Here is a 21,313-nt window from a genome sequence, read left to right on the forward strand (position 1 = left end):
TGCGCCATCCCTCCCGGGAGGCCTTCACCCGCCACGCCTGCTCATACGCCTCGGTTTCCGCCCGGGTGGCTGTCACCACCTCCAGCGCATGGAACCGGAAGGGACGGTGCCAGCCGCCTTTGGGGGAGCGGTGCTGCTTCTCCCGCTGCTGCGGGTTCGAGCTTTGGCCGATGTAACAGCCCCCGTCGTCGAACAGCAGGGCGTAAAGGGTGCGGGGCAGGGCGTGATACTTCTCGCTGCGTCCCAGGTTGTGGCGATGGGTCATGGTCTCTCCGTGAGTAAAACGACCCACTCACGAATAGATCAGAATTTGAAGTTGGCAAGCCTGCTGCGAAGGACGTTAGAGGCCACGCGTCGCTTGCGTGTAATCTCTTCGCAGTTCATGGCAAGCATGGGGCTGGCAAGTGACCTTTAAGTTTCCGGTTGGACCATCCAAGGGACGTTGCGACATATGCGGGCTGGAAACCGACCTGACCGAAAACCACGTGCCACCCAAGGCGTGGGCTCAAGGCATCGCTCTGAGGGTGTCCAGCGTCGCCGATGCAATCAGTGGAGAGAAGAAGCCGCGGTCGCACAAGATGCCCAATGGCGTTTGCTTCAGGAGCATCTGCCGGACCTGCAACGGCTCGGTGCTTTCTCGATACGACAAGGCGCTTGTATCGATGAGCCGACAGGTGATGGAGATCTTGCGTGATCGAACCAAAGTCACCTACTACCAGAGCATTCGCATCCAGCCGCAGCTTGTGGCAAGGGGAGTTCTGGGCCACATGTCATCGGTGGGCTTGAGTCGCTACGACGAACGCCACAGCCAGCACCTGTTCGATGACCGGTCAGATCTTCTACGCCAGGTTCGGCTTCACTACTGGGTGTATCCCTACAGCGGTCGAACGGTTCTTCGCGACTTCGGGCTGGGCATCTTGGGCGGGAAAGCCAGTTCGGCGATCTATGTCCTGAAGGCCTATCCGCTGGCCTTTGCAATGGTCTGGAACAGGGACTTTCAGTTCGAGGACTGGCAGCCGCAGAGCTTTGACCCGTTCGCTGGGTTCGAACCAGACCAAGAGGCGAACCTCCCGCTGGAGTTCGTGGGCCTGCCGGGACAGGTTTGGCCAGAGCACGTCCAGGGGAACACGTTCGCGGTCCTTCATTCCGATGGTGCGTTCGTGGCAACGGAGAAAAGACGGGGCTAGGTTTGGGCGGTTTCGGCTCTGCCGGATCGGAGGCGCTGCGGATAGCAGCAGCGTTCCAAAGAAAAAGCCCGGGCTGGGCCCGGGCTTTTCATATCGGTCAACGGGGAGCATGGCTCACCGCGCGTTGACCTGTGTAATGTAAGGAGCGCGCTTGCTCCTACAGCAATTGTCGTGTCGTAAAGCACCTTGAGGCCCACGCCAAGGGCTCTGCAAAGCGGGTGTTTCTTGGTGCGTGTTGCAATCGTGTTGCTGTTACTTGTTTCTTTATTCATTGAGGTATACCTGTAATTGTTAGTGCTGCATGTGTCATCTTCCTTTGCGTCGTGGTTGGTCAACCATTCCCTAACGGCTTCTAGGGCAATGGCAAGCATTGGCGTGAGTAGTGCTACGGCAACGGTCATTACTGCAGGCGGGATTGTCAGTCCGGCTCCTACACTGCTGAGCGGTGGAGATGTTACCAGCTTCCAACGCCTTGGTCAATCGTAAGTTATTGTATATAAATACAATTTTAATGAATTGACACCACGAACAAGGGCCCCGAAGGGCCCTTGCCGAGATACGATCACCTCCTTTTCGCCGCTGAGATTCGTTACCAACCGATGGCCCAGGCTGCGCCCACGGCCGTGTCCTGTCCGCTGCGGGAAACCCCGATCGAGAAAGCCGATGGGGATCCGCGTGGGGTGGTCACGTCGCGGGTGTAGCCGATGGAAATGGCGGCTTGGCCGCTGCAGCCACCGACGCCCACGGCCAGGCGGTTGCGGTTCTCCCCATGGATGGCCGACGTTGAGGTGGCCATCTGGGCGTTGGCTTGGGCCATTGCGCAGACACCGCTCACCCGCTTGTCGAGCTGGCGGAAACGGCGGTCCGTCTGGTTCCAGCGGTCGTCTTGCTCTCGCTGGTAATCCCACAATTGGCCACCGTTGATCGCGTCCGTGGACCCTGCGGCGATCGCCCCCGCTGCCACCCCGGTTACCCGCTGGTTGCCGGCGTTGATCCCGGATCGGGTGACCGAGGGGCCGCCCTGGACGGTGAAGCCGGCGCTGTTGTGGATGGTTCTGGCGACCTGGATCGAGCCCTGCTCGGACAGCTCAACGGTGTCTTTTAGTGCAACGGTTTGGGTGCCGTTCCCGTTGTCTGTGACTTCGATGTTGGCCCCAGCCACCGCGGTGCTGCTTCCGCCATCCTTGCCGTCTTTACCGTCCTGGCCTGCGGGACCTTGCGGACCGGTCGGACCGGTCGGACCTTGCGGGCCCTGCGGGCCGGTGGCGCCACCACCGCCGCCAGGGTTCTGCTCCAGCTGGTGAACGCGCCCGTCGAGATCGTAGATAGCGCCGGCCACGGTGGTGTAGTTGTTCCCGCTGCTCAGCTGGTAGTTCGGCGCCACGATCACACCGTTCACTACGGTAGCGCCAGCGCCCAAGGTTTCCACGGCGGTGCGCAGTTGGCTGACGGCCACGGCGTCGTTGTCCGCTTTGCCCAAGGCAACCTGGGTCAACCGACGGTTGCCGAACGCTGCGGTCTCTTCTTCATCGCACGTAGTGTTGGCGCCCACGGCCACGCATCCCCTTGCGTTGGCCACGGCCCGTGGCCCCAATACCACGCTTTCCGTGGCGTTGGCCGTGGCAGACGCGCCGAAGGCTGCAGAGTAGGGCGCAAACGCCTGCGCCCATGGGCCCACGGCGGTGCCAGCCTCGCCGGCAACGCCAGCGCCGTAACCGTAGGAACCCGCGAAGTCGGCAGTGGCGTTGGCACCGGGCCCTACAGCCGATGCGCCTTCGCCCTCGGTCTGGGATCCGGCGCCCAACGCAAGGTTGTTAACGCCTTGCGTAGTCGCCCCGATGCCGAAAGCCGCTCCACCGTTTCCATTGGCTCTTGCGGATGGCCCTACAGCGGTCCCGCCATCCCCGAGCGCGCGGGCACTAGAGCCGATGGCCACACCGGTGATCCCGCTGGCCAGGCTGTGCCCGCCAATGGCCACCGCGGAATCGCCGGTGGCTTGGGCTTGGGGTCCGACGGCGACGGCGTAAACCGCGAATGCCTGTGCGCGAGAGCCAATGGCGAGCGCATGTGGGCCCTGCGCTTCGCTCAAGAATCCCAGAGCGGTTGTGCTGCACCCGCGGGCGGTGGCGCGATTGCCCACCGCGGTGGCCCCAAGACACTCACCCGGAACGCCGTTTTCATTCACCTCCACCCCGCCATCGGCGAGGGCGTCTGCCCCGATGGTCGTGGCCCCTATGGTCAACGATTGAGCGCGGTCGCCCACCGCGATGGTATCGGGTTTGGTGGCAACGGCGCCGTTGCCCACTTGAACCTGGGCCTGCGCCGTGCCTGCAAAGAGGCCCGCCAGCAAAGCGCAGTGGATGAGGGAGCGTTTCATGGGATGGCCTCCTGGGATATAAAATGAGTGATCGTGTGCACTCACGAATAGATCAGATCCTGGAATGCGCAAGCCCCCCCTAACGAAACTTCCCGGCACAACGGTAGGAGGAGCCGTTGCGCCGGGAAGCGATGGGGCCGACTTTTCCCCACCCCTGTTCTTCTACGTCAGGGAAAAGATTCCGCAAGCCCCCCTTGCGCGTTTTCGATTCTCCGCTTGCATGGGTGCATCGCTCATGTGAGTAAGGAGGCCTACTCATGTTTCAACGCTTGTTGCTCGCGCTCGCATTGGCCAGCGCCCCCATCCTGGTCCACGCTCACGCGCCAGCCACCGATTCCGTTGAGGTCCACGGGAAGAAGCCAGGGTTTTTCAAACGCCTGTTCCACCGTCACAAGGACGCCCCGCAGTGGGACGGTGTCCACCCTGAGCTTCGCTCAATGCTGGAACGGATCGCCTTGCAGATGAAGGGCGAGGGCTACGACCTGCGGCTGATGGAGGGCTACCGCTCGGAACAGCGCCAAGCCGAGCTGCTCGCCAGCCAAAAGGGCGTGACCCAGGTGGGGCCAGGCAGCAGCTGCCACAACCACGGTTGGGCCGCGGACATGGTCATCTACAAGCGCGGGCGCCCTTCTTGGGACCTGAAGGACGAGCAGGTGCGGCAGGGCTACCAACGCTTCGGTGAGCTGGCCCAGCAGGCGGGATTGAGGTGGGGTGGGGCTTGGAAGAGCTTCAAGGACATGCCCCATGTGGAGATGCGCAGCGAGTGCCTGCTAGCCATTCGTGGGGGATATCCCCCACGCCGATCAATGCAAACGGTGATTGCCAAGGCGGAGTCAGTCTCTGACGCACCGAAGGCACCTCGATGGGCTTGGAGTGTTGATTCTGAGCTGGCGCCGGACTGGGCGTGCGAGTCAGTTCTTTGCAGTGTGTCTTGGGCGACGGTGAGCCGGGCCTGGAGCTATGGCGTAAGGCCGCCGTTGAAAGGACTCCGTCCAGAACCGTTTGCTGAGGCGTCCTGTCCCATGGCCCCAATTGCCCTGAGGCACACATGAGGAAGCGGTCCACCGGATTGCTTCCCTTTTCGGCGGAGAGTGGGGGCGAACGGGTCATCTGCCCTGATCGCGCCGGTTTGGAGAAGATCGAGATTGGCGATCCCAAGGGCGGCAAAAACGGCTGGATCCGTTGCACCGCAAGGGGTATGCTCATCGCGGGCACATTCCAGGGCACCTCCCAGATTGGTGAAACCCAAGCCGCCCAAGGGGTGAGGGCACTTCTCAAGGAAGTCCCACTCTCTCCGCCAGGATTCCAGAAGGCCCCTAGAGATAGGGGCCTTTTTGTTTTCTCAGGCTTCTCTACCTGCGCAGCTGTCCTCAGCTGACGAGAGGGGGGCGCAAAAATCTCCCCGCAGAGAATCAAAGAATCGATTCTGGCCGTTGCTGCATTGGAAGTGGTCCCGCTGTTTCGCGCTGAGTCTGCTGTCGATGACCCTGCTGTGGCTCGAACAGGAAGCGGTGCGCCGTACCCCTGTGTCCTTCTGAGTCGGCGGATAAGAAGGGCTCCCATCGGATCGGTGGGATGTTCCAAGAGACATGAGCGCGAAACGCCGTTTACTGAGCTAGTATTCAGGTTTCACGGATAGGACTGATCATGAGTGAAATGGATGCGGTGGACCCGGCTTCGGCAGAACGGTCACGAGTAGAGAGTGAGACGCTGCCGCTTGTCATCCAGACGGTCGGAGGTTTGTCGGCCGCGGTTGGCGTCATCAGCATCGTGTTGGCGCTTACTGGCACTGTTCCCTGGCTTCTGGGATCAGGTGTCTCCGCGCTTCTTGCGGCGCCCTTTCTTTATGGCTTTGCGGACATCGTGCTCAGCTTGAGAAGGCTGTGCTCAAAGCGTTGACGCAGGCGCTGGAGAAAGATCCATAAGCCGGCTCAATGCCGGCTTTCTAATTGTCGGAAAGTGGGAGTCGATGGCCCTGCCGCCGTTACAGTCGGTATCCCACCGCTGAGGTTTAGTGTTGGCGTGTTCGAACGGGTGGCAGATCCTGAACGGCTACCCGCGACGCCCACTCTTCGGCTTGTTGTGGCACAACGGGTAACTGGAGCACGACCGGAAGGCCCCATGCGGCCCATTGCGGTCCACGAACACGCCCACCTTGCACACCGGGCAGCGCTCTTCGTGGATCGCCGCGCCTGAAATCCCGGTCACCTCCACAACACCTTCCTCCACCAGCTCATCCAGGAATGGCGAGTGCTTCCCCTGCAGGGTGAACATCGCAACCGAGCGTCGCGCACGCGTCAGCGCGACATAGAACAACCGCCGTTCTTCGCTCAGCGGATAGGTATCCCCATCCGGCATTGCCAGCGAAAGCACAGGGTCATCCGCGCGCAGGCTCGGGAAGCTGCGGTTGATCATGCCCGGCAGGATCACGTAGTCCGCTTCGCGTCCTTTCGACCGATGGACCGTGAGGAACTCGACGTCCATCGTGCTGCCGAAGGCCGTCTTCCAATCCGAAGGCACTGCACCCCGATCCGCGCGGTAGCGCCCCAGAACAAAGACCGTCACGCGCCCGTTGCGGCCCTGTGGAACGGCACCGGACAGCAGCTGCTGGTGCAACGTGGCGAGGTATTGGCGAACGCCATCCTGCACCTCCTCACGCCGGTGCATCTGGAACGCCTGCAGCACCGGGCCCATCGCCGGTGTAGTAGAGCGAACCTCCTTGACGATCTGCGCGGGGTTCCTGCTGACGAAGTGACTGGAAGCATCGCAGAGCGCCTGAGGGCAGCGGAATGTCTGCTCGAGCTTCAGTACCTGGCCATGCCCCATCCCCTCGCGGAATCCGGTCATCACCGAAACGTCGGCACCGGCGAAGCGATTGATCGATTGCCAGTCATCGCCCACCGTGAACAGATGGCGGCCCGGTTGGCTGACCAAGGCGCGGCAGAGGCGCGCACGGGCGCGCGATGCGTCCTGGAACTCGTCGGCCATCACCAGTTCGTAGGGTGATTCATAGTGGCCCTGTTCCAGCAGCCCGGCGGCCATGTTGAGCATGTCCTCGAAGTCGATGCTGCGCTCGTCAGCCAGTGCGTTGTCCCAGGCCTGGAAAACCGGCCCTGCGATTTCCAGGAAGCGACGGTGTCGTTCCTTGAACTGATCCTCAGGCATCTGCCGCAGGCGCGCGGCCATATCGTCCAGCGTCAGGCAGTTGCTCTTGGCATGGGCAATGAAGGTGCGCATCAGGCCGATCAGGTCCGCGTCCGGCATCGGCTTGGCGCCTTGATCGGGCAGTTCGCGGTCCGGGTTCGGGTCGAGTTCGATGTCAAACTCGCCAAGCTTCTCTGCGAGGTCCAGCAGGGCATGTCCGCTGCGCAGGCCAAACGAGGTCGTCTCGACAAGGGCCGTGCCGCGCGCCACATGCTGCTGGCGCTTCCAGTGCATCCCTTCGCTGTAGTTGGCAAAGTGCTTCGGCGGTTGGCCATCGGCATCCAGTGCAAAGTGCTCGTGATACAGCCCGGCGTCCGGGTAATAGAAGTCGGGGCGATACTGGCGGTGGGTGTCGGTCGCCGTATCAAATTCGTAGCGGCGCTCGTAGTCATACGTCACGCCGTTGTAGAAGAGCCAGTCGGCGATCACGCACTCTTCCAGGCTCTTTACCCGCTCACCCTGCAGCGTGCGGATATAGGGCGAGCCATCGCGGTCGTAACCATCGGCCTCCATTTGCTCACCGAATGGCGGCAGATCGCGCCCGAACACCAGGCGGAACATGTCCCATTGGGTGCGGAAGTGGGTCGAGCGATCCTTCAGGTCGTCCACCAGTTCGGCCAGCTTGTTGAAGCCGAGCGTCGCGTCGATGGTCCAATCCGGGATGTCGGGCTTGCGCCCTGTGGCTTTGGCGATGATTGCCAGGCCCAGGGCGTGGAAGGTCCGGGCCTCCACCACGGTGTTGCCCATGCCGAGCCGGTCGAAGCATCGCTGCGCGCGCTCTTCCAGCTCCTTCGCGGCGTCCTTGTTGAAGGCGAGCATCACGATCCGTTCGGGTTCGACAAAGCCGCGATCGATGGCATAAGCGGCCTTGGCGACCATCGTGGAGGTCTTGCCAGAGCCAGCGGAAGCGACGACCTGCACGCGGTTGTCGAAGCAGATGACGGCGCGGGCTTGTTCCTCGGTCAGGGGCTTGCTCTCGACCCGGTCCAGGAAGTCCCTGGCAAGCTCCAGTTCGCGTGTGGCCATGGCCGCGTTGGCGTCGGCCCACACGGCGGGCCAGTCCAACTGCCAGTCGTGCAGGGCGTCCAGTGCGGCGCGGTGGACGGGCGAATGCAGGTCCTCGTGTACGTTCTCATCGAGGAACAACCGTTCCAGTTCGTCTGGCTGAAGCGGCAGGGCGGGGCGACCGGCCAGCAGTGCCTGCTGTTGTTCGTGCGTGATCCAGCGGCGGGCGGTGCTACCCCGGTCGGTGAGGGCATCTGCTTCGGCCAGCCACGACTGGATCTGCTCCAGAATCGTGTTGAACAGTGCCCTGCGACCTCGCGTGGTACTCGCAAAGCGTACGTGCTGCAGCGCTGCTGCAAGCCGGGAGGCCTGGCCGTTGGGCAGTCCATCCATGGTCAGCACGCCGTCGTCCTGGGTCTGCAGGGCGACCTTGGCCCAGAAGAGTCCAGGGATGACCTGCACGCGCTCGTCGTCAGCCACGTGCTGCCGGTACTGGCGACCTTCAATCAAAAGCTCGACGTGTTCGCCGTCAAGTCGCAGCTGCCAGTCCGGCGAGCGGGTCACACGTAGGCCCCAGCCCGAGGGGCGCCATTCCATAGACATCCAGATACTGCCTTGCATACGTCAACTGGGCTTGCAGAGCCCTTAGCCCTCCATGATAAGGGGCCTTGACGACGCGCGTGGCCTTTCGTTTCATGGTCGGCCGTACCACCGGATTCATTGACGTAAGCGAAGGCCGTTGCCAGCATGAAGCCTGTGGACGTGGACGCCGCTCATGGAAATCGACTGGAACTGTGTGGGTACCTTGAAGCACACCGTCGGCGGCTACGATATCCGCACGGATGCACTGAAGAGTCTGGTGACCGCTGCAATGCAGGGGCACGAGGGTGATGTCTCGCAGATGCGCATCGAGATGGAAGACGGCGTCGTCCTTCTGCCAGACGAGATCAGGCGCCTGGCACTGGCGCGGAGTCGCATCCGCTAACCGCGCCGTTCGGCACTGGACTCGATTGCCTTGCGGCAACTCCAGGTGCCGGCGCTTGCCAGCACGGAATCACTCGAAGGCGCGGTCCCGCCTTGTGGGAGGCACCTCAATCAGGTCTCCCCGCCGGATCAGCTCATCCAGATCCACGGCCGATGCCGCCAATGCCTCCTGCGCATCGAAATCCCATTTGTTCCTGTACTCACGCCCCAGAAGATCGCAGACCGCCTTGGCGCGCTGGTAGGCATCGTTCTTCGCGCCATCCTGCATCAACTCATCGCGATGGATCTGGCAGAGCATCAGCTGGTGTGCGTCTTCACCGCGCTCGCGCTCCCAGGCAATGTCGGGCAGGCCGGAAAGAGCGGTCGCAAGTGCGAGTGCAGTCATTGACATGGCGGTGTCCACAGTCGGCGGAAACCTGAGCGTATGCGAGCGGCAGTGGCAAGCGACCACCGCCGCCCGCATGGTTTCACGACGTGTTCACCATTCGTCGCCGGATGGAATGCGCTGGGGAAACTTCCTCAAGCATTCACATCCACGACAATCCGCCCGCGCACCCTGCCCGGAATGATCTGCTCGTAGACCTCAAGCACGTCGGCAAGCCCAATCAGCTGCACCGTGCTTTCCAGCTTCTGCGGATCCAGGTCGGTGGCAAGCCGGTCCCACGCACGTTGGCGAACGTCCTGCGGCGCATTCACCGAATCTATGCCCGCAAGGGTCACGTTGCGAAGAATGAAGGGCAGCACCGAGCCGTGCAGTGCATCGCTCTGCGCCAGTCCACAGGCGGCGACGGCACCGCGGTATTTCGTCTCGGCAATCGCGTTGACAAGGGTAGGGCCACCCGCCACGTCCACCACGCCGGCCCAGCGCTCGGCGCTCACCGGCCGGTCGCGCGGCTTTGAAAGCTGTGCGCGATCGATGATCTCGGCCGCGCCCAGGCTGTGCAGGTACTCGGCGTGTTCCAGGCGTCCGGTGGCGGCCACCACGCGATAGCCCAGCTTTGAAAGGATTGCCACCGCGATCGAACCGACGCCACCGTTGGCGCCGGTCACCAGCACATCGCCCTTGTCGGGCGTCACCCCGGCATGTTCCAGGGCCAGCACGCACAGCATGGCGGTGTAGCCGGCGGTACCGATGGCCATGGCATCGCGGGTGGTCAGGTTGCCGGGAATCCTGTTGAGCCATTCGCCTCGCACGCGGGCGCGCTGTGCCAGGCCGCCATGGTGGCCCATGCTCAGGTCCCAGCCATTGAGTACAACGCGGTCGCCTGGCTTGAAGTCGGGCGTGCTGGATTCCAGCACCACGCCTGCCAGATCGATGCCGGGAATGAGCGGGAACTTACGGATGACCGGACTCTTGCCGGTGAGGGCAAGCGCATCCTTGTAGTTGAGTGTGGAGTACTCGACCTGCACCAGCACGTCGCCGTCCATCAGGTTGGCATCATCGAAATCGACCAGTTCCGTGGATACGCCGTCGTTCGTTTTGCGGGTCAGCAGTGCCTTGAAACTCATGGTGGGGGCTCACGTTCAGTGGATGCGCCCATGCTAGGCTCGCACCGTTATCGCAACAAGAACGATGATTTTCCGTAGGTACTATGGTTTTCCGGAGTATTCATGCGTAGCAAGCGTTGGGACGGCAAGAGCGGATGCGCCGTGGAGGTCACGCTGTCGGTGATAGGGGGCGTGTGGAAGCCCGTCATCCTCTTTCATCTGGTGACGGGCAAGCGGCGTTTCATGGAACTGACGCGGCGGGTGCCCAATGCCACCCAGTCCATGCTCACCAGCCAGCTGCGTGAACTGGAAGCCGATGGCGTGGTGATCCGCCACGTGTACCCGGAAGTGCCGCCGAAGGTGGAGTACGAGCTTTCCGAGTTCGGCCGCACGCTGGTGCCGGTGCTGCTGGCGATGCGCGAGTGGGGTGAAACCTATCGCGGCCATGGAAGCACGGACAGCGACGGCTGAGACCTGGAGTGGAGCGCCGAAGCAATAACCGCAGCACCTCAGGCAGCGCATGAGCGCCGCCTGGCTCCATGAAGGGCTGCGATGCGGTTCCTGTTCCGTTGACGCCCGGTTGCCTATAGTGCCTCTGGAACCCTGCAATGGAATGCCCATGCACGTGATGTCCCCCAGCCGTTGCCTGACGCTTGCACTTGCCATCGCAGTGAGTGCCAGCGCGTGTGCGCGGCCGCCGTCCACCGAACACGAAAGGAATCCCGCCATGTCCGGCGCAACGCAGACCGGCCGCACGATCAACGGTCACACCTATACCGATGCCCCCGTGGACGTGAAGCTGGGGCCGAACATTTTCCGCATCCCGGCCAACTACCTGGACAGCCAGATCGCACCGTGGCCGGGCGAGGGCGTGACGCTGGTCATCGAGTGGCCGGACATGACGCCGACGCCGCCGGGCGCCCGGGCGAATCCGCGTACGAATGATTTCCGGAAGGAGATTCCCATTCGGATCAACTACGTCGATCGCGTCCCCGTTGAAACACTGCTTTCAAGGCTGTCGTCAAATGAAGCCATCACGGAGGAGGGCTCTGTGGAAAGGGAGGATCCCAGGGACCGTCTCGATCAACGCGTTGCACAGCCGGAGACCTTGGGCCTGACGCCCTATGCAATCGATGAGGCGAAGATGGTGGTGTACGCGAAGAAGTATGAGGCGCGGTACGGAAAGCCGCCTGTGCGCAATCCCGCCTACGAAAGAGACTGGTATATCGCACGTCAGGGCGACGGCCGGATCAGCTCGTTCATCAAATGTGACGGCGAGGAATTCCGACGCGACGGCGTGCGGCTGGAGGGGCGCGAGGTGATCAGTGAGCCTGGGGAAGTGGCAGCGGGCTGCGTTCATTACTTCGTGGACATCGACAACAAGCTGTCCGTCAGCCTGGACTACAAGAGAGCGTTTCTGAAGGACTGGAAGCGCATGGAAGAGGCCGTCAGGGACGTCATCGCGCGCACCCGGTCCAAGTGATCAGTGATTCAAGGAAGAGAAGGGGCAGGGTATGAGTGGATTGACAGAACGGGATCTGAGCGTCCTTGGCAGCTATGCGAGAGACGGCAACCGCGAGCTTTACTGGAACTACCTGTCGCAACTGCCGGGAGCCGATGGATACGGGACACTGGCACTGGGTGTTGTACGCAATGACAGCCTGCCGGGACGCGTCGCGAACGCGTATGCACAAAGCTACGCGAAGACCCAGCAGGACGAGGGGTCCCGGTTTTCAAATGCACAGTTGACGGAGCGGCAATGGGAGTCCTTTGGGCAGACCCTGCTCGAAAGAGATCTTGAGTTGCGGCAGCAGTGGATGAACGAGCGCCGTCCAGACCTGGCACTGAATCTTCCCGGCAAGGATGTGATGCTGGCTCACGACCGGGCATTTGAACGGCATGAACTTGATCCCAACTGCTGGACGCCGCGCGTGTTGCTGCAGGCGGCTGAACAGAAGAGCGGCCCCGCGAAGCTGGAACAGATCTGGACCAACATGCTCAACAACGACTACGCGGGCGGTCCACGCGTAGGCAACACCAGCGTCGATGCCGTCAGCCAGATGGGATGGACGAAAGGTGGCCAGTACCTGACCCGGTTGAGCGTGCTGGAAGCCACCCAGGCGCTGGAGGGCCGCTCGGCGGTCGATCCGAATGTCATCGGTGGCAACAGCTACTACGCGATGTACTTCGAAGCGGACAGGAAGTGGGCCAGTATCAGTGCGGGCGGCGGCCACATGTCGATGCGCGAGATCACCGATCCGGCCCGTATCGCCGAACTCAACGACGCGCGCGAGGTTCGTCTGGAACGGCAGGAAAAACGTACCCAGTTCCACCCGGACGACCCGTACCGGACCATTACCCGCAGCCCGCTTACCGCAGCCGTGGACGAAGTGCCGGATCCCTCGCAGGCACCGACCCGTCTGGCCGACATTGGTCCTGGCCACCGTGAGTACGCATTGATGCAGCAGGTGCGCGAAGGCGTGGCCGCGATCGATGCCAGCGCGGGACGGACCCACGATGAGAACAGCGAGCGCCTTGTGGCGAGCGTGATGGCATTGGCGCGCCACAACCAGCTCGAACGTGCCGACCATGTGCTGCTGGGCGCGCAGACCGCCGATCAGCCGGCCGGCCGCAACGTATTTGTGGTGCAGGGTGAGTTGAATGATCTGGCGCATCTCCGGGCCTCCATGCCCACGGACAGGGCGGTGCAGACGCCGGTCGAGCAGTCACTGCAGGCCATGCGGACAGTCGGTGCGGATCGTGAACAGGCACACGCGCAGCGCCAGCAACAGGAGATCGATGTGCAGGCACGCGACACCCCGGCCATGCGCATGGGCTAGGGTCCCGGCTTGCCGCAGCCCCGCCTCGCGTGCCCGGACCGCCGCCTCGATGCTCTGCACCCGCCGTGTTCCACGGCCGCGTGGGCGTGTTTGGCTTGAACCCGGAAGTGCCGGCTGCCGCGACGGTGGTCGTGGCGAAGATCGACCGGATGACGCGTAAGGGTGAGTATCCGGACGTTGCATGCGGCACCGGGACGCTACTTCGCCGGGGCGTCTGCTGCCTGCGCGGCCACCATGGCCTGCTGCATTTCCTTCAGCGACAGATAGCCATCGCCATCAGTATCCAGCCCCGCGAAATACTTCGCGATTTCCGGCACCACCGCGGCTTCCTTCCTGCTGCTCCCCCTCGGTGTCCAATACAGCGATGCCCCTCGGAAGGGGCATCGCTGGGGCTTACGGCGTTGTCTTCGCTTGGCGCGGATCGGCAATGATGCGCGAGGGCGATCCATACAGCACCAGGACCCGCATGCCGGTGCTGAACACCGGATCGGGGCCCTGCACAACCGTCATCAGGTTGCCGTTCTCCGTCTGCACCACGTACTCCAGACCTTGGGCCTTGGAAAGTGCGCGTTCGGAAGCGGCACCGGCAATCGCGCCCACAACCAGGCCGCCGATGGCGCCAATGGCGGCCGCCTGATCGCTACCGCCAATGGTCGAGCCGGCGACGCCGCCAGCAGCTGCGCCTGCGACGGCGCCGCCACCTTGGCTGCCGTCGATACTTACCGGGCGAACACTGATGACCGTACCGCCGACAGTCCGATTGACCTGTCCCACCGAACCGATGGAGTAGCTGTCGGTTCGCACGTTGGGCGCGCAGGCCGTCAGCATTGCGGCAACAGACGCACCCAGCAGCAGGCGCTTCACGGCGCTTCCTGCTTGTTCGGGAACATCGGCTTGGTGATGTCCACGGTCTCCAGCGCCTGCAGGAACTGGGCGATGTTGTTCTGCGCCGAGCGGCTGATTGACTCGCGAGCGCGGATGACACCGGCAAAGGCATAGTTGAACGGTACTTCGCCGGAGGCGCTGACATCCTGGGTGTATACGATGCTGCCGGTGGCGCGATCGATCAGCTCATACCGGGCGATCGTCTTGGTGGTCATCGAGGCGCCGAAATTCGGAATGTCGATGGCCAGGATCTTCACCGAAAGGCTCAGCTTCACCGGCGCGTCGTCACGGAAGACCGCCATCTTGTTCAACGCTTCGGTCAGCGCGTTCTGCCACATCTGCGGCACTTCGTGCTGGGCCTGCGCCGGAATCTTGCCCTTGGCCTCGTCCGGGCGGGCCAGGGTAACGGTCAGCGACTTCAGCTCACCGTCGATCTTCTTGCTGCTGACCCCGACGTTGGGAACCGAGAAATTGAGCGGAGGATTGGTGGTGCAACCCGCCAGCGACGCAGCGAGGATCGCTGCGAACAGGAACTTCTTCATCCATTTTCCCCTGTGATTACGTTGAAACATCCATGGTGAATCGTGTTTTCGTCCGCAACGTCGATGCTGTGCTTCAGCGGTCGCATGAAGGCGTGGCTGACTGCGCGCAAGGATACCTGAATTGGGGCGGTCTGCTATCTGGCATCCCCAGCGCTCAAACCGGCCTCCGGGCGGGCGCGTGTTACCAGGGTAATCAGGCGAACGCCTGTGAGAGCGGACGGCTGCAGGTTGCTGCCTGGCACTGACCGCGGCCCAACGGCATCTTGCTGCAAGTGTGTGCAGCTTGCCGGCCCACGGGCTGGAACTCACTGACCTGTTCGTTCTGGCAGGCGGCGAGCAGGGGCAGCAGCACCCATGGCAACGAGCGCTGCAGTAGGGTGCGGACCCGTGTCATTGCATCAGGCCTCATCCATGGGACGGGTCATTGGGTCATGCCGGGTGCAGCCAAGCGCGGGCTTGCAAGCGCGCCCTTGGCGCTACGGAACGACGGCTCAGAAGCTGTATGCCGCCTGCAGATACACCCGCCGCGGCTCACCGGGGAAATGCCCGTTGCGTTCGATGAAGCCACTGGCCGCGTACACCTTGTCGAACAGGTTCTTGACGTTGGCCTGGAACTGCCACTGCCTCCACGTGGTCTTCCAGCTCATGTCGAATACGGTGTAGGCCTTGACCGTCTGCCCATCCAGGCTGACGCGCTCGCCGACGTGATCGGCGCCAAAGCCAATGGCGGAATTGATCGCCGGCAGGTCATAACGCGTCCACACGCCCAGCGTGTTGCGCGGCGCGTTGGCGAATCGGTCGCCGGAGGCGTTGGTGATGCCACTCGGGCCGGCGTCCTTCACCCGCGCATCGTTGTAGGCATAGGTCAGGTTCAGCACCCAGCGCTCGGTGAGATCGGCCAGAAGGTCCAGCTCCATGCCGGTGCTGCGCACCAGGCCCAGCGCGGCCAGCTGGTTCACGCCACCGATCACCTCGCCGGTGGCCTGCACGATGTTGCTTCGGTCGATCCGATAGGCCGCCATGTTCAAAGTCACACGGTCGGCCAGCAGCGACTTCATGCCCACTTCCCACTGCTTGCTGCGCTCGGCATCGAACGGTCCGCCAGCGGCCGGGTTCTGGTTGGCGGCACTCTGTGGCACGAAACCACTGGCGACGTTGGCGTAGACATTCAGGCCCTCGCGTACGGTGAACGTGCTGCCCAGCCGCCAGCTGAGATCGTTGCCAGCCACACTGCTGCCACTAATGCGATCCGCATCCTTGAAGCCATCCCAGCGCAGCCCGGCCAGCACATGCCAGCGTGTGCCCAGTGCCAGTTCGTCCTGCAGGTAACCGCCATAGCGCTTGCTGCGGGTTGAGGTGCTGCGCCAGGGCAGGGCGGCCACGTTGTAGTCGTGCCAGGTACTGGCGCCATACACGGGATTGAACAGGTCGATGCCGCGCACCGGCCCGGCACCACGCGCAAGGTCAGTGCTGTTCGCGGTCTGTGCGGTGAAATCCGCATCCAGCTGGTACACATCGGCGCCGAACAGCACCTTGTGCTCAACCGTGCCGGTGGCCACCCGCCAGACGGCATTGCCGTTGGCAGTGAATGCTTCGTTGTCGCGTATCTGGTTGCGCAGCTGGCGTGTCATCCACTCGGCCACGCCATCGCGGTCACGATCGATCAGGCCCATCGGCTCGTGGTACATCTGGTGTTCGTTGTTGCTGAACCAGCGGGCGGCGAAGTCCAGGTCCAGAGTGTCGCTCGGCGCGAAACGGTACTGCGCCAGCGCCACTTTGGCGCGCATGTCGAGGAAGTCGCTGGCCTCGTTGTGGTTCCAGCGGCGGTCGGTCAGGAACGTGCCTGCATCGTTGACCGGTACGCCACGCAGGCGGTTGCCGCCAAGGTTCTGGGTGATGTCGGTGAACTGCAGCACCAGTTCGCCGGTCTGGCCAACGTCGAAGGCCAGCGAGGCGTCGCCGATCACGCTCTCGCTGTCGGTGTTCCAGCGCACGCCCTCTTCACTGTCAGCATAGAGCCCGGCGCGATAGCGTACGCTGCCGACGGCATTCAACGGCCCGGTACCCTCGATCGATCCGGCACGGAAGTCCTTGTCCCCCAGCTGGACCTCGATGCGGTGTTCGGCGCTGGCTTTCGGCTTGCGGGTCACGTAGTTGATGACACCGCCCGCATCACCACCGCCATACAGCGCACCGGCCGGCCCCTTCAGCACTTCCACGCGCTCGATGTTGAACAGCTGCGGCACCGAAAATCCTGCATACGGGTCGCCACGCAGACCGTCATACAGCACGTTCTCCTGGCGGAAGCCGCGCAGGGTCACCCCGGCATAGCTGAAATAGCTGATACCGCTGATGCTGCGATAGAGGTCGGTCACCTGACGCGCGGCCTGGTCGTCGATCAGTTCGCGCGGGATGACCTGGATCGACTGTGGGACCAGCTCCAGCGGTGTATCCGTGCGGGTGCCGACCGCGGCATCGTCCACCCGGTACAGGGTTTGCGCACGTCCGCGGACCTCGACCTTGTCCAGGTCCTTGGGTGCGGCAGCCGAGGGCTCGGCAGCATGGGCGAGGGTTGCCAGGGGCAGGGTCAGTGCCAGGCACAGGGTGCGTTGCAGGGGCGTGGGGAGGGGCATTGGGAGAGGAGTATGTTTCTGCAAATGAGAAAGATTAGCATTTGCGACACCCGAAGCCTATTCCCCGAATGCGCTATGGACGCGCGCCGGGGTCCGTATAGGGGGTGCCCGCCAGGGCCACCAGTACCCCGGTGGCACCGCGCACGATCAGCTGCAGCATGGCCTCGCGCGGGTCCTCGCCCTGCAGCTGGCTCGCCAGTCCTTTCTCATAGGCCGCCACCATCGATGCCAGCAGCATGGCCGCGCCCAATCGCGCTTCGGCGTCATGTCCGGGCCGGCCGGCAGCGAGGGCCATCAATCCCGCCAGATCGTCAGTCAACTGCGCCTGCAGCCGTCGCGCGTGCGCGACCAGCACCGGGCTCTCCGCCACGGTGCCCCAGAAGGCGGCAGCGCCGGCATTGATGCGCAGCAGCGGATGGCCAGCCTCCAGCAACTCGCGCACGAGTGACTGGAAGGCCGCCAGCGGGGTCAGGCTGCTGCGCGCCATCATGCCCTCGCGAAGCAGTGTGCGCGCCTCCTCATCCCGGTCGAACACCAGGTCTTCCTTGCTGGCGAAGTAGTTGAAGACCGTCTTGCGTGAGACGCCTGCGGCTTCGGCGATCTCGGACATGGAGACGGCCTCGAAGCCACGCCGGATGATCAGCTCGGTGGCGACGTCCGAAATCGCTTGTCGGGTCTCGGCCTTGCGTTGTTCGCGACGGCCTGGTGGCGGGGTCATGGGCGGTTCACATGTGAAAACGTACACCGAGTGTAACATTTGACCCGCCAAAGCGCCGGCCCGGCGCTCACAAGGAATCCCCATGCTGTACGACGTCGTCATTGCCGGTGCTGGCCCGGTTGGCTTGTTCCTGTCCTGCGAACTGGCCCAGGCCGGGTGCTCGGTCCTGGTGCTGGAACAGGCCGGGTCCGCCGGTTCGCCGTTGAAGCGCCTGCCATTCGGGCTGCGCGGCCTGAACGCCCCCACGCTGGAGGCGCTGGATCGGCGCGGCCTGTTGGACGCGGTCGCCGCGACACAGGTGCTCAAGCCTGACAAGGGGGCGCCGCCGCCCGGCACCGCCCATTGGCTGGCGCAGCCGCGTGCGTTGGGTGGGCACTTTGCGGGTATTCCATTTGCGTTGGACGATGTGGACCAGACGCGCTGGACCTGGCGCCTGCCGACGCCGGTGGGCACCCAGATGGCGGTGGAGCTGCAGGCCCTGGAAGCGGTGTTGGCCGAACGTGCCATTGCGCTGGGCGTGCGCATCGAACGCGGGCGTGCGGTAAAGGCGGTGGATGCGCACGAGGCGCAGGTTGCCGTGCACACCGGCTCGGGCATGGTCCACGGCCGCTGGCTGGTCGGTTGTGATGGGGCCCGCAGCACGGTACGCAAGCAATCGGGCTTCCTCTTTGCTGGAACCGGGCCGGAGTTCACCGGTTACACGCTGCTGGTCGAACTGGCAGATGGGTGTGTACTCACACCGGGCCGACAGTTCACCGATCACGGGATGTGCAATTTCAACCCGCCAGGCATGCTGGCGCTGGCCGACTTCGACGGTGGCGCGGGCCATCGCACGCCACTGGACCGGCACACCGCGCAAGCGTTGCTGCGGCGGGTGTCTGGCCGCGAGGCAACGATCACTGCATTGCACCTGGCCACGACATGGACCGATGCTGCGCGCCAGGCGACGGCCTATCGCAGCGGCCGTGTGCTGTTGGCAGGTGATGCCGCGCACATGCATTCGCCGTTGGGCGGCCAGGGACTGAACCTCGGCATCGGCGATGCGATGAACCTCGGTTGGAAACTGGCCGCCGTGGCGCGGGGCAAGGCCGATGAGGCGCTGCTGGACAGCTATCAGGCTGAGCGCCATCCAGTGGCCGCCAAAGTACTGGACTGGTCGCGCGCACAGGTTGCGCTGATGCGTCCCGGCGACGGTTCGCGCGCGTTGGCAGCGATCATGGCCGACCTGGCTGGCACCCGCGATGGGGCCACGTATCTGGCCGAGCGGATCTGGGGTGTTTCGCAGCAGCTGGATCTTGGCGGAGAGCACCCGCTGGTCGGCAGGAGCGCGCCTGACTTCCGGCTGGCCGATGGTCGCCGCCTGGGCGAACTGCTGAGAACGGGGCGGGGGGCGTTGCTTGTTTTCGCCCCGGCGTCCTGGTCGCCGCAGCATGGCCAACGCTGGCAGCTTCCCGTCGCCTGCGCCGCAGATACTGGCGATGCGGCATCGGGTCTGGGGGCGGTGCTGGTGCGCCCGGATGGCATCGTGGCCTGGGCCTGCGGCATAGGAGGGGATATGTCCGGCCTCGATTCAGCGCTTGCTTCCTGGACCGGTCCGACGCGGTGATCTGCCGGCTAAAGCGCAGTCACCATCGTCTGCGAGCGACAGCTGGCCTCGGTCATCACAGAGGCCAGCTGCTTCAGTGAATAGGGCTTGCGCAGCAGCGTGAAACCATGGCCTGGATCGCGGGCCAGCAATTCGCTGTAGCCACTGGTGAGAATGATCGGAAGGTCGGGCAGGCGGCTGCGGATGGTGCGGGCCAGATCCAGCCCATTGGTCCCAGGCATGACCACGTCGCTGAACACCACATGGAAACGCGCAGCGTCGCGCTCCAGCTCCGCCAGTGCTTCGTCGGCATTGCGCGCGAGTACGACGTTGTATTCAAGCTCGCGCAGCGCCCCGACTGCAAACTCGGCCACATCCACGTTGTCTTCCACCACCAGCACGCACAATCCGTGGCCATGCAGCAGTCCCGGTTGCGCGGTCGGCGGCTCGATGGAGGCGTTTGCCTGCGCCAGCGGCAGATACAGCGTGAAGCGCGTACCTACACCGGCCTGACTCTGTACGTCCACTTCGCCCTCGGACTGCTTGACGAAACCGAACACCTGGCTGAGGCCAAGCCCGGTGCCCGCGCCCACTCCCTTGGTGGTGAAGAAGGGCTCAAAGATCCGGTCCACCATGGACGGATCGATACCGGCACCGGTGTCGCTGACGCTGATCGCAGCGAAATTGCCTTTCATCGGCGCCGCGAACCGCACGGAAGGCACCGATGTCAGCTGTTCCACATCGATCGTCACCCTGCCGTGGCCGTCGATGGCATCGCGCGCGTTCACCGCGATGTTGATCAGTGCGGTGTCGAGTTGGGTCCGGTCCAGCAGTACCGGCAACGGGGCGTCAGGCAGGTTCACCGAAACGGAGATGCGGGCACCCAGCACTGTGGTGATGATGTCTGAAAGCGCGCGTACGCTCTCGCAGAGGTCGAACACCTGTGGCGACAGGCTTTGTCGGCGCGAGAACGCCAGAAGCTGGGCGGTCAGGCGAGTGGCGCGGTCAGCGGCGGTTTCGATGGCCTGTACATAGCGCAGGCGCGCATCTTCGGCCGGCCAGGTATGCAGCAGCATGTCCACGGAACCGGTGATGACCTGCAGCAGATTGTTGAAGTCGTGGGCAACGCCGCCGGTCAGCTGGCCGATGGCCTCCAGCTTCTGCGACTGCCGCAGCTGTTCGCGGGCGCGTACCAGTTCAAGGTGGGCCTCGCGTGCCTGCTCGGTGATGGCTGCTACCTGGCGAGTATGCCGGTCGCGCTCGATCACCCGTTCGGTCTGCTCGCTGACGACACAGATGATGCCGGCCACGCCTCCGCAACCGGCACGCAGCGGCGAGTAGGAGAACGTCCAGAATGTCTCGCGCAACGTGCCATCACGGTCCATCATCAACGGCAGGTTCTTGAAACTGCGGCTTGTGCCGCCGAAGGCATCGTTGACAGCATCCACGACGTCGGCCCAGACATCCGCCCAGACGTCTTCCAATCGGCTGCCCATGGCACCGTGCAGCTTGCCGCCCAGCATCGGAAGATAGGCGTCGTTGAAGAAGAACGCCTTGTTGTCGCGGCCCCATGCGATCCACAGCGGCTCCGGAGAATCCAGGATCATCGCCAGCAGAGCGCGAAGTTCGGGCGGGGCGTCGGTGGCGTCGGCCGAACGGGCCCAGTCGCTGTCCTGCAGCAGTCGGTAGGCGAGTTGATCAGGTGCCGAGACAGGTAGCGGGAAGGGATGCATGGCCGTGCGCGAAGAAAGGTGCCGCAGCTTAGCCGAGGTGATGTCATTGCGCCCTGCACAGGTCCTGCGGCCTGTCTTTGATCGGCCCTTCGCGGCGGTCGAAGGTCCTCGCGCGGCGTCCTCTGGTTGCAC

19 protein-coding genes are annotated in these 21,313 nt (G+C 63.6%); 8 read left to right on the top strand and 11 right to left on the bottom strand.

Going from position 1 to position 21,313, the window contains the following annotated elements; all coding sequences use genetic code 11:
• The coding region (locus N5J73_RS17585; protein ID WP_279941238.1) for a GIY-YIG nuclease family protein at positions 1-265 on the bottom strand (265 nt) is incomplete at its 3' end.
• Between the two features lie 139 nt (positions 266-404).
• Between N5J73_RS17585 and N5J73_RS17590 the strand changes: the two genes are divergently transcribed.
• Positions 405-1,187 (top strand): hypothetical protein, encoded by a 783-nt coding sequence (locus N5J73_RS17590; RefSeq protein WP_164078624.1) that lies wholly within the window; start codon positions 405-407, stop codon positions 1,185-1,187.
• A gap of 589 nt (positions 1,188-1,776) precedes the next feature.
• On the opposite strand, the gene N5J73_RS17595 is transcribed toward N5J73_RS17590, so the two are convergent.
• On the bottom strand, positions 1,777-3,564 hold the full coding sequence (locus N5J73_RS17595; RefSeq protein ID WP_164078623.1) for an adhesin: 1,788 nt from the start codon (positions 3,562-3,564) through the stop codon (positions 1,777-1,779).
• Positions 3,565-3,821: 257 nt separating this feature from the next.
• Between N5J73_RS17595 and N5J73_RS17600 the strand changes: the two genes are divergently transcribed.
• Together N5J73_RS17600 and N5J73_RS17605 are read left to right on the top strand one after the other, a co-directional pair.
• Positions 3,822-4,616, top strand: a complete 795-nt coding sequence (locus N5J73_RS17600) for a M15 family metallopeptidase (RefSeq protein WP_164078622.1) — start codon at positions 3,822-3,824, stop codon at positions 4,614-4,616.
• 595 nt (positions 4,617-5,211) lie between these two features.
• Positions 5,212-5,463 (top strand): hypothetical protein, encoded by a 252-nt coding sequence (locus N5J73_RS17605; RefSeq protein WP_135274248.1) that lies wholly within the window; start codon positions 5,212-5,214, stop codon positions 5,461-5,463.
• 153 nt (positions 5,464-5,616) lie between these two features.
• On the opposite strand, the gene N5J73_RS17610 is transcribed toward N5J73_RS17605, so the two are convergent.
• On the bottom strand, positions 5,617-8,370 hold the full coding sequence (locus tag N5J73_RS17610) for a UvrD-helicase domain-containing protein (RefSeq protein ID WP_049448535.1): 2,754 nt from the start codon (positions 8,368-8,370) through the stop codon (positions 5,617-5,619).
• A 178-nt stretch (positions 8,371-8,548) separates the two neighbouring features.
• Between N5J73_RS17610 and N5J73_RS17615 the strand changes: the two genes are divergently transcribed.
• Positions 8,549-8,758 carry a hypothetical protein gene (locus tag N5J73_RS17615; RefSeq protein ID WP_049448534.1) on the top strand — a complete coding sequence of 70 codons (210 nt, stop codon included), beginning with the start codon at positions 8,549-8,551 and terminating at the stop codon, positions 8,756-8,758.
• Between the two features lie 69 nt (positions 8,759-8,827).
• Here N5J73_RS17615 and N5J73_RS17620 read toward each other — a convergent pair whose 3' ends face one another.
• Both N5J73_RS17620 and N5J73_RS17625 read right to left on the bottom strand, forming a co-directional pair.
• Positions 8,828-9,160, bottom strand: coding sequence for a hypothetical protein (locus tag N5J73_RS17620; RefSeq protein WP_239508873.1), 333 nt, complete (start codon positions 9,158-9,160; stop codon positions 8,828-8,830).
• A 116-nt stretch (positions 9,161-9,276) separates the two neighbouring features.
• Positions 9,277-10,266: an MDR family oxidoreductase gene (locus tag N5J73_RS17625; RefSeq protein ID WP_049448531.1), complete on the bottom strand. Its 990-nt coding sequence runs from the start codon at positions 10,264-10,266 to the stop codon at positions 9,277-9,279.
• A 102-nt stretch (positions 10,267-10,368) separates the two neighbouring features.
• Here N5J73_RS17625 and N5J73_RS17630 point away from each other — a divergent pair, with 102 nt between their 5' ends.
• The 3 genes from N5J73_RS17630 to N5J73_RS17640 all read left to right on the top strand — a co-directional run bounded on the left by N5J73_RS17630 (position 10,369) and on the right by N5J73_RS17640 (position 13,085).
• Positions 10,369-10,716, top strand: coding sequence for a helix-turn-helix domain-containing protein (locus tag N5J73_RS17630; protein WP_049448529.1), 348 nt, complete (start codon positions 10,369-10,371; stop codon positions 10,714-10,716).
• Positions 10,717-10,864: 148 nt separating this feature from the next.
• Entirely contained in the window at positions 10,865-11,728 is an 864-nt protein-coding gene (locus N5J73_RS17635; RefSeq protein WP_049448527.1) for a hypothetical protein, read from the top strand.
• 31 nt (positions 11,729-11,759) lie between these two features.
• Positions 11,760-13,085 carry an XVIPCD domain-containing protein gene (locus N5J73_RS17640; RefSeq protein WP_049448526.1) on the top strand — a complete coding sequence of 442 codons (1,326 nt, stop codon included), beginning with the start codon at positions 11,760-11,762 and terminating at the stop codon, positions 13,083-13,085.
• Between the two features lie 197 nt (positions 13,086-13,282).
• On the opposite strand, the gene N5J73_RS17645 is transcribed toward N5J73_RS17640, so the two are convergent.
• From N5J73_RS17645 to N5J73_RS17665, 5 genes are all read right to left on the bottom strand, one after another.
• Positions 13,283-13,405 (bottom strand): hypothetical protein, encoded by a 123-nt coding sequence (locus tag N5J73_RS17645; RefSeq protein ID WP_258012699.1) that lies wholly within the window; start codon positions 13,403-13,405, stop codon positions 13,283-13,285.
• Positions 13,406-13,478: 73 nt separating this feature from the next.
• Positions 13,479-13,949: a membrane protein gene (locus tag N5J73_RS17650; protein WP_049448524.1), complete on the bottom strand. Its 471-nt coding sequence runs from the start codon at positions 13,947-13,949 to the stop codon at positions 13,479-13,481.
• A complete protein-coding gene (locus N5J73_RS17655) occupies positions 13,946-14,512 on the bottom strand; it encodes a UDP-N-acetylglucosamine acyltransferase (protein WP_049458660.1) in 567 nt (188 codons plus the stop codon). Before N5J73_RS17655 ends, N5J73_RS17650 begins: the two co-directional genes overlap by 4 nt.
• A 491-nt stretch (positions 14,513-15,003) precedes the next feature.
• Positions 15,004-17,145 (bottom strand): TonB-dependent receptor, encoded by a 2,142-nt coding sequence (locus tag N5J73_RS17660; RefSeq protein ID WP_049448518.1) that lies wholly within the window; start codon positions 17,143-17,145, stop codon positions 15,004-15,006.
• A gap of 73 nt (positions 17,146-17,218) precedes the next feature.
• A complete protein-coding gene (locus N5J73_RS17665) occupies positions 17,219-17,863 on the bottom strand; it encodes a TetR/AcrR family transcriptional regulator (protein WP_049448517.1) in 645 nt (214 codons plus the stop codon).
• A gap of 82 nt (positions 17,864-17,945) precedes the next feature.
• Here N5J73_RS17665 and N5J73_RS17670 point away from each other — a divergent pair, with 82 nt between their 5' ends.
• Entirely contained in the window at positions 17,946-19,469 is a 1,524-nt protein-coding gene (locus N5J73_RS17670) for an FAD-dependent monooxygenase (RefSeq protein ID WP_049448514.1), read from the top strand.
• A gap of 8 nt (positions 19,470-19,477) precedes the next feature.
• Here the strand turns inward: N5J73_RS17670 and N5J73_RS17675 are convergent, their stop codons facing one another.
• The gene (locus N5J73_RS17675) at positions 19,478-21,181 is read right to left on the bottom strand and encodes a PAS domain-containing sensor histidine kinase (protein ID WP_049448512.1); all 1,704 of its coding nucleotides are present in this window, start codon (positions 21,179-21,181) and stop codon (positions 19,478-19,480) included.
• Between the last annotated feature and the right edge of the window lie 132 nt (positions 21,182-21,313).

The sequence above is a fragment of the Stenotrophomonas sp. GD03654 genome (genome assembly GCF_029845105.1).
Lineage (GTDB): Bacteria > Pseudomonadota > Gammaproteobacteria > Xanthomonadales > Xanthomonadaceae > Stenotrophomonas > Stenotrophomonas africana.